Origin of the sequence: Desulfovibrio sp. 1214_IL3152, assembly GCF_036763055.1 — a bacterium.
Taxonomy (GTDB): Bacteria; Desulfobacterota; Desulfovibrionia; order Desulfovibrionales; family Desulfovibrionaceae; genus Desulfovibrio.
In genome coordinates this window covers 1-6977 of the sequence record NZ_JBAIYW010000355.1, presented here as the reverse complement: position 1 = coordinate 6977, position 6977 = coordinate 1, and the positions used below count along the sequence as shown (strand labels likewise).

The 6977-nt window shown below is 48.4% G+C and carries 5 protein-coding genes; 2 read left to right on the top strand and 3 right to left on the bottom strand.

Translation table 11 applies throughout. The features are described from left to right. Positions 1-356: recombinase family protein (locus V6C07_RS07595; protein WP_162801227.1), on the bottom strand; the 356-nt coding region annotated here is incomplete at its 3' end. 309 nt (positions 357-665) lie between these two features. Between V6C07_RS07595 and V6C07_RS07590 the strand changes: the two genes are divergently transcribed. Next, the gene (locus V6C07_RS07590) at positions 666-2243 is read left to right on the top strand and encodes a methyl-accepting chemotaxis protein (protein ID WP_001323889.1); all 1578 of its coding nucleotides are present in this window, start codon (positions 666-668) and stop codon (positions 2241-2243) included. A 330-nt stretch (positions 2244-2573) separates the two neighbouring features. Here V6C07_RS07590 and V6C07_RS07585 read toward each other — a convergent pair whose 3' ends face one another. Further along, a complete protein-coding gene (locus V6C07_RS07585) occupies positions 2574-2813 on the bottom strand; it encodes a transposase (RefSeq protein ID WP_333535763.1) in 240 nt (79 codons plus the stop codon). 257 nt (positions 2814-3070) lie between these two features. Between V6C07_RS07585 and V6C07_RS07580 the strand changes: the two genes are divergently transcribed. Next, a complete protein-coding gene (locus V6C07_RS07580; RefSeq protein WP_333535762.1) occupies positions 3071-3436 on the top strand; it encodes an aldehyde dehydrogenase family protein in 366 nt (121 codons plus the stop codon). 162 nt (positions 3437-3598) lie between these two features. Here V6C07_RS07580 and V6C07_RS07575 read toward each other — a convergent pair whose 3' ends face one another. Continuing rightward, positions 3599-6823, bottom strand: coding sequence for a DEAD/DEAH box helicase (locus V6C07_RS07575; protein WP_333535760.1), 3225 nt, complete (start codon positions 6821-6823; stop codon positions 3599-3601). Positions 6824-6977: the final 154 nt, after the last annotated feature.

Below are 6977 nucleotides of genomic sequence, written 5' to 3'. Positions count from 1 at the left end.
CGCTCGAACTCAGCGAAGGCCCCCATCACCGACAGCATCAGGTTGGCCATCGGCGAGTCCTCGCCAGTGAACACCAGGCCCTCCTTCAGGAACTCGATGCGCACGCCGCGCTGAGTCAGCTTCTGTACCAAGCGACGCAGGTCATCGAGGTTGCGGGCCAGCCGATCCATGCTGTGCACCACCACTGTATCGCCTTCGCGGACGAAGCTCAGCAGCGCTTCGAGCTGGGGGCGCTGGGTGTCCTTGCCCGATGCCTTGTCGGTGAACACCTTGCTCACCTGGGTTTGTTCCAGCTGGCGTTCCGGGTTCTGGTCAAAGCTGCTGACCCGGACGTAGCCGATGCGGTGCCCCTGCACGATGTCTCCTTGGTTGAAGGCGGCTTAAGTGCACTTTCTGTTCCGTTGTGCCTCAAAGCCCATTTCTGTCAGGCTGAAATCTATAACCTTCGCGGGCATGTGTCAAAAAATGGGAAAGCAGACTCTATTCTGACGAAGCGGCGCGGCCCTGCCTGACATCAAGTTAGGGTATAGCCTAGATTGACATGCGCGATGCAACCCTTAACTTGCTTGCACCTATCGTTTCCATGCTAGCTTTATCGTAACGCTCAAGAAATTGGGCTTAATGCCGAAAACAATAAAATAAAACAGCCAACCCTTGAGGTTCTTATGCGCCAGAATTTACCAGTGACGGGTCGAAACTTAGAACTCCCAAAAGATGCCAATATTCTTTCGACTACCTCCCCTCAAAGCCATATCACGTACGTTAATCCTGACTTCATTAAAATCAGTGGTTTCACTGAGGAAGAACTATTAGGCCAGCCTCACAACATCGTAAGACACCCAGATATGCCGCCTGCTGCATTTGAGCATATGTGGAGTACATTAAAATCTGGCCGCTCATGGATGGGGCTAGTAAAAAATCGCTGTAAAAATGGCGACCACTATTGGGTAAGTGCTTATGTAACGCCAATAGCTAAGAATGGTTCGATTGTTGAATACCAGTCTGTAAGGACCAAGCCTGAACCTGAGCAGGTTTTGGCTGCGGAAAAATTATATGCTCAATTGAGAAGCGGGAAGGCCGCGAGGCCGAAATTGGCTGCTAGCTTTTCCGTGAAAATACTCTTGCTCATATGGGGTAGTATTATATCAAGCGCAATGGCTGCCGGCATGCTTACTGATACATCAATAAGCAGCTTATTGTTAGCCACTTTAATGTCAGGAAGCTTAAGCTCTGTTAGTGTTTTGGCTATTCTCTCTCCTCTTGGAAGACTGGTTGAAAGAGCCAGGAATATTTCCAATAACCCATTAAGTCAATCCCTCTACACTGGGCGCACCGATGAGTTTGGCCAAATAGAGTTTGCTTTACGAATGATGCAAGCTGAAACAGGCGCCATAGTAGGTCGCATAGGTGATGCATCAAATCGGCTTAGCGAACACACCCGAGGCCTACTAAAGGATATTGAGTCAAGCAATGTACTTACAGTTGAGCAGCAGGCAGAGACAGATCAAATAGCAACGGCAGTAAACCAAATGGTGGCAAGCATTCAAGAGGTTGCGAGCAATGCACAGCATGCTGCAGATGCGGCCGGAAGAGCAGACACTGAGACGGCATCTGGCCAGCGTCTGGTAGCCCACACAAGCCAGTCAATCACTGCCCTTGAAGGTGAAATTAGGCAAGCCACTCAGGTTATTCATGAGCTTGAAGGTCAAAGTAACGAGATATCAAAAGTTCTTGACGTTATACGAGGGATCGCCGAGCAAACGAATTTGTTGGCACTCAACGCAGCAATTGAGGCCGCGCGTGCTGGTGAGCAGGGGCGTGGTTTTGCTGTTGTCGCCGATGAGGTTCGCAGTCTTGCTGCTCGCACACAGCAATCGACAACGGATATTCAAAGCATGATCAGCGCTCTACAAGAGCGAGCGCAATCCGCTGTTACAGTCATGGAGCAAAGTAGTCGGCAAGCGCACACGAGTGTAGCTCACGCAGAGGAAGCAGCTACAGCTCTTGATGGAATTGGCCAACGCGTTAACGAAATTACCGACATGAACGCGCAAATAGCGACTGCGGTCGAGCAGCAGGGAGCAGTAAGTGAAGACATAAACCGCAGTATTATCAATATACGCGATGCTGCTGATACCAATGTACAGACCGGGCAGAATAATTTGCAAAGTGCGAAATCTGTCGCTCAGTTAACTAGCGCTCTGAGCGAACTGGCAAAACAGTTTTGGGAAAAACGAGGATAACGCTTTTCAGTATCTCGACAGGGATAACTTACTTTACCATCGGTTATCCCTTTTAGCCGCACAAATTTTAGCCATGGCTTTTCAGGAAGTCAGGGCTATCAGAATGGCCTTAGAAAGCCTAGTCAAAGAGCTGTCACGAGAACACCGTTAGCTTAGCGTACGATTTTTTCCGAATTCTGCGGTTCCCCCAAATACAGGGATTTGCTACGGCCTGGCTGTGGACATATAACAATGAGCGACCAAACATGGGCATTGGCGGCATCACTCCAGCTATGAAACGTAAGCTGGCGGCATAGGCTCTACTTTGGAGAGCTACTAAAAAGGGGATGATTACCGGCCGATTTTGGCGTGCAACTCGTGCAGCTCTTTTTCCTTTTTGGCCTCTTCCGTCTTGATTTCGCCGGAAAAAATGCCGGTCGCGGATTCCTTGAGCTGCTTCACCCATTTGTGGACCAGCGTCTGGTGGACGCCAAACTCACTGCACAGTTCGGCAACTGTTTTCTCGCCTGAAAGGGCGGCAAGCGCCACCTTGGCCTTGAAAGCGGGCAAATGATTTCTGCGTTTGGACATTGATGATCTCCTCGTCTGGTTGAGTAGCTATCATAGCTGTCCAAATTTTTGGGACTACTTCTTCCTGCCTCTTTGTAGTAGCGTCATCGGAATGCTTTAAAGTGCAAATCTGAAAAACATTCGGGTTGTCCCAGCCTTCGCGCAAAGCGGAGTGGGAAAATATAAACCGCGTTGGCTCCTCAAATGAGAGCAGGATTTCCTTCCGCTTCAGGATGAGGTCGTAAGCTGATATGTCGTCAGACTCATCAGAGCCTCGCTTGAGCGGGCTGTTCATTCCTCCGACCATTTTTGACAATGTCAAACAGGAAGACACCATTGCCAGAGAAGAAATCTTTGGCCCTGTTACAGTGCTTTTGCCTGTTGATTCGGATGAAGAGGCTTTAACGCTAGCCAATGACTCCGTTTATGGACTTCAAGCGACTCTGTTTACCAATGATGTAAGCAAGGCACACAGCTACGCAAACGCTTTGCAGGCAGGCACTGTTTCTGTCAATCATTTCAGCGAGGGGGACAACACCACACCCTTTGGCGGATACAAGTTATCTGGCTTTGGAGGGAAGGACAATGGGCGTGAGTCTCATGAACAATACCTGCAAACAAAAACCATATTCTTACACTTTTGAGCAGAGGAGGACCCACTGATAACCCGTTTAATTGACAATTTTTGATTTATCAATACAAACTGGTAAGCCTCTGTTTCTGAAATCCAAGACTTCAGAAGTAGAGGCTTACATTTTATAAACGTATCCTGGCTGCCGAGATACCTGGGATGGAGAGTTTCGATTTCACCGCAATTGATGTTTCCATTCTTCATGAATCTGAACTCGCCCCAGAAGTTCTTTCTTGCTGGCGGCAAAGGAAAGCATCCCCACGCTGTTAAAACCTCGGCGCACTAGCGCGGCAAGGCAATCTACCAAGTGACGATCAAGTGTCTCTTGCTGCGCGAACGGATTAATATCTTTGACCAAACATGCTACTAAGCCAAAGGCAAACGAGACACCTCGTTGAACTATGGTACCCGCAAGCTCTCTTGCTCGGGGGCACACTTTTTTGGCGTGAGCTTCATCGTCCGGTGAGCCTCCGAAAATTTCTTCAATCACACGCAGGGGCTTTCCGTCCACCCACGCGATTAGTGCTTCCAAAAGTAAATCAAGATCATCCTTTTCTAGCTCGTCGTCTCGTGCCTTACCGCATGCTGCTAGTATGCTACCCATTATATCTGCAAAGAGTTCATTCCGAGAGTTTTTATCCTCCTGCAACCAGTTAATCATCCATCTTAACCAATCACATACCGTTGTTGGCAACTCGCCGATATCTAGTGTAATTTTTGTCTTAAGGTTGATTAGTAAATTTGCTGGCAAACCACTTTGTGAAGAAAGAATTGTAATATTTTGATCAGCCCCCTCTATCTCACTGACTGCAATAGCCTGCTTCAATGCCTCAACCTTTGCGTCAAACACCTCTGCCTCTTCCTGCTGCTTGGCCATGAAGGCCCCGAATGATTTCCGCAAATCAAAAAGGAGCAGCGAGTTGTCGGCTTCGTCCTCCTTCCTCAACGCTGCCATGCGATTAATCATATAGCTGACATCAGGATCGCTGGTCTGACCTTGCATCACTCGATCAAGTACAATTTCTAGAGGATCAGTGACTTCCACACAATGATCATCTTCGGGAAAAATTGCCTGGAGCTTCCGAATAACTTGTTTGCCTAGCGGCTTGTCATCTTGAAAAGAAATGATGGGTTCAGGGATAAGAAGCACTAGCCCATTTGCAAGATGTCCTGCCCGCCCTGCTCGAGCTGCGGCGTTTAGTATCTCATGAGTTTTTAAATCTTCGCGACCACCCTTTATTGTATTGGCACGCCTATCTCCAGCCAAAATTGCAAGCTGCGCAGGCAGGTTTAAGCCTTGGGCCAACGTTGGAGTAGCAACAATAACATGGGCACCGGAAGGCCGCCTAAACATCCTTTCCGCGATGTCTCGCTCAAGCCTAAGCATGGCAGAATTATGGGGAACTGCTGCCGTTGCTCCCGGAAGTATAGAGTGCTCTATTCCTCCTAACTCGACTTTGAGAGCATCCCACCGAGCTTGTTCGATTGGAGTTATCCGAATTTGACTTGTCAGCATAGTGGAGATTTCATTTGCCACCAACACAGCGTCCCGCTTGGTGTTCACAAAAACAATAGTTTTTAAGCCACGCGTGGCGGCGGCGACTGCGATCTCAATGGCGACATGGTTGACATTTGGCGTAATTTTGAGCTGGCCGAATTTAAGATGTCCTGCAAGGGTGACAGGGCGTTCGAGAAGTTGGGTCGTTATGCAATGATCACTAGGTTTATCTTGGGCCAACCAATTATGTTGAAGCCCCCAAATAGTGTAAGGTATTGCGGTTAGCTCACCTACTGCAGATTTGCGCAACTCCTTAGCTAGTTTATTTTTTTTCTTATCCTCTGCTTCCTGTACGGCAAGCGCGCGCGTACTAGCCTCATTAAGGTGCTCATGATTATAGATGATTACGCCTCGTGCTTGGCGGCTTGGCTTCCAAAGTAAGTCGATTGAAATTGTTGTCCTGCCAGTAAGTTCTTGAAGCCAACTCGCCAACACGTCTCCATTTTTGAGCATGGCAGATAGGAACAATAAATCTGCGTCAGGTGAAATATTACAAAAGGCAAGCACACAAAGCATTGCATCAAATGCACGACGGATTTTACCTGCCTCTGGACTAAGAAGATGACACTCGTCGAATACTAGCAACCCTACGTCGCTGAAGGCGTTAGGGGCAAAAGAAAGCATGGCTAGGCATCGTTCCGGGGTCATCACTTCGACACCCTTGAAACCTGCGCCTTCAAGCATTAATAGGTCAAAATCACTGGAAACGGTAGCGCTGAGCAAATCTTCCGGGAACATTTCCTGAAGGTCCTCAGTCAACTGCTCAACGAGAGCATGGGTTGGGGCAAGGAAAACTACCTTTTTACCTCGTGCGAGGACACCAGCGATTTTGAACGAAGACAGCGTAGTTTTTCCCGCCCCTGTAGGGAGCACCACAACAGAAGAAACCGCAGTCTGATGAACCCCCTGCTCAAGCGCTTTACGATGATTTAACCAAAGATATGGAAATTTTTCGGCACGGAAGCGCAACCACTGTTCCCATAATTGTGCATCGGCTCCTGAGGGCACTGGCGTATTTAGGATACTAGCCTGTGCGATTGATTTTGTGGCAGCAAGTAAAAGAGACGCAAGATGGTATGGACCAGCATACGAGACGATTAGCCCCTCAATAATACCAACGGTTGCCCTGTTAGTATCAGACGATGCGAGTGAAATTACGCGCTTAAAGGCGTCTTCCGGTGAATTAAACCTAGTACCAGTTGGCTCAGGGCTGTCAGTACGCAGAATCTGTGCTGCTAGCAATTCTATTCCCGCACAAAGAGCCTCAAGCAATGCTGCAAGTGCTCGATCTTCGTGATTGAGATATGTGCCATCTCGGCGCCACCTCGCTGCTCTTTTTAGAATTGAAGTGAGCTGACCTTTTGCAATATCAACAATGTGCTCAGAAATAATTCTTGATTCATAACTCTGCCCAGCATGGAGCATTGTTACATTGGAAGCAGCCTCATTAGCATCAGCATATTGTCCAGACGCCATAAATAAAATTACAGCGGCCAAGCTTGGATCAAGACGGTCACGGTTGATATTGGGAGGTAGCTCTTCAGTTGGTTTTTTTTCCGACTGCCTTTTAGCAAGAATTTGTTGGGCGGTTCCTGCAACAAACGCAGCTGCTGTACGAGAGGGTCCTTCGGGATGCAGTGAAACAACAAGTTCATAAGTGTCCGCAATACGTTCGAGGCTCCAAAGGGGGGTTCTTTGCCCCTCATCTTCTCCATTACCCTTGAGGCGTATTGACGCTAGCTCTGCATAGTGGGCAGTCAGAATGGCGGGCAAGTTGTTAGGATCAAGTCCCGGCAGCTCCGGGGCGGACCGCAAGAGACCAGCGGTAATTGCATCAAACATCGGCTTCTCCATCACAGAGAGATTCAATCAATGTTGTCCGGTTAAGCACCCATAGCTAACAGGCTATAACTATAGGTGTTTATAGTTTTTCGTCTTCGCGGATTCAGAAGTTCTTCCAGAGAATCCTTGCCGAACAGATTCAAGCAAATGAGCT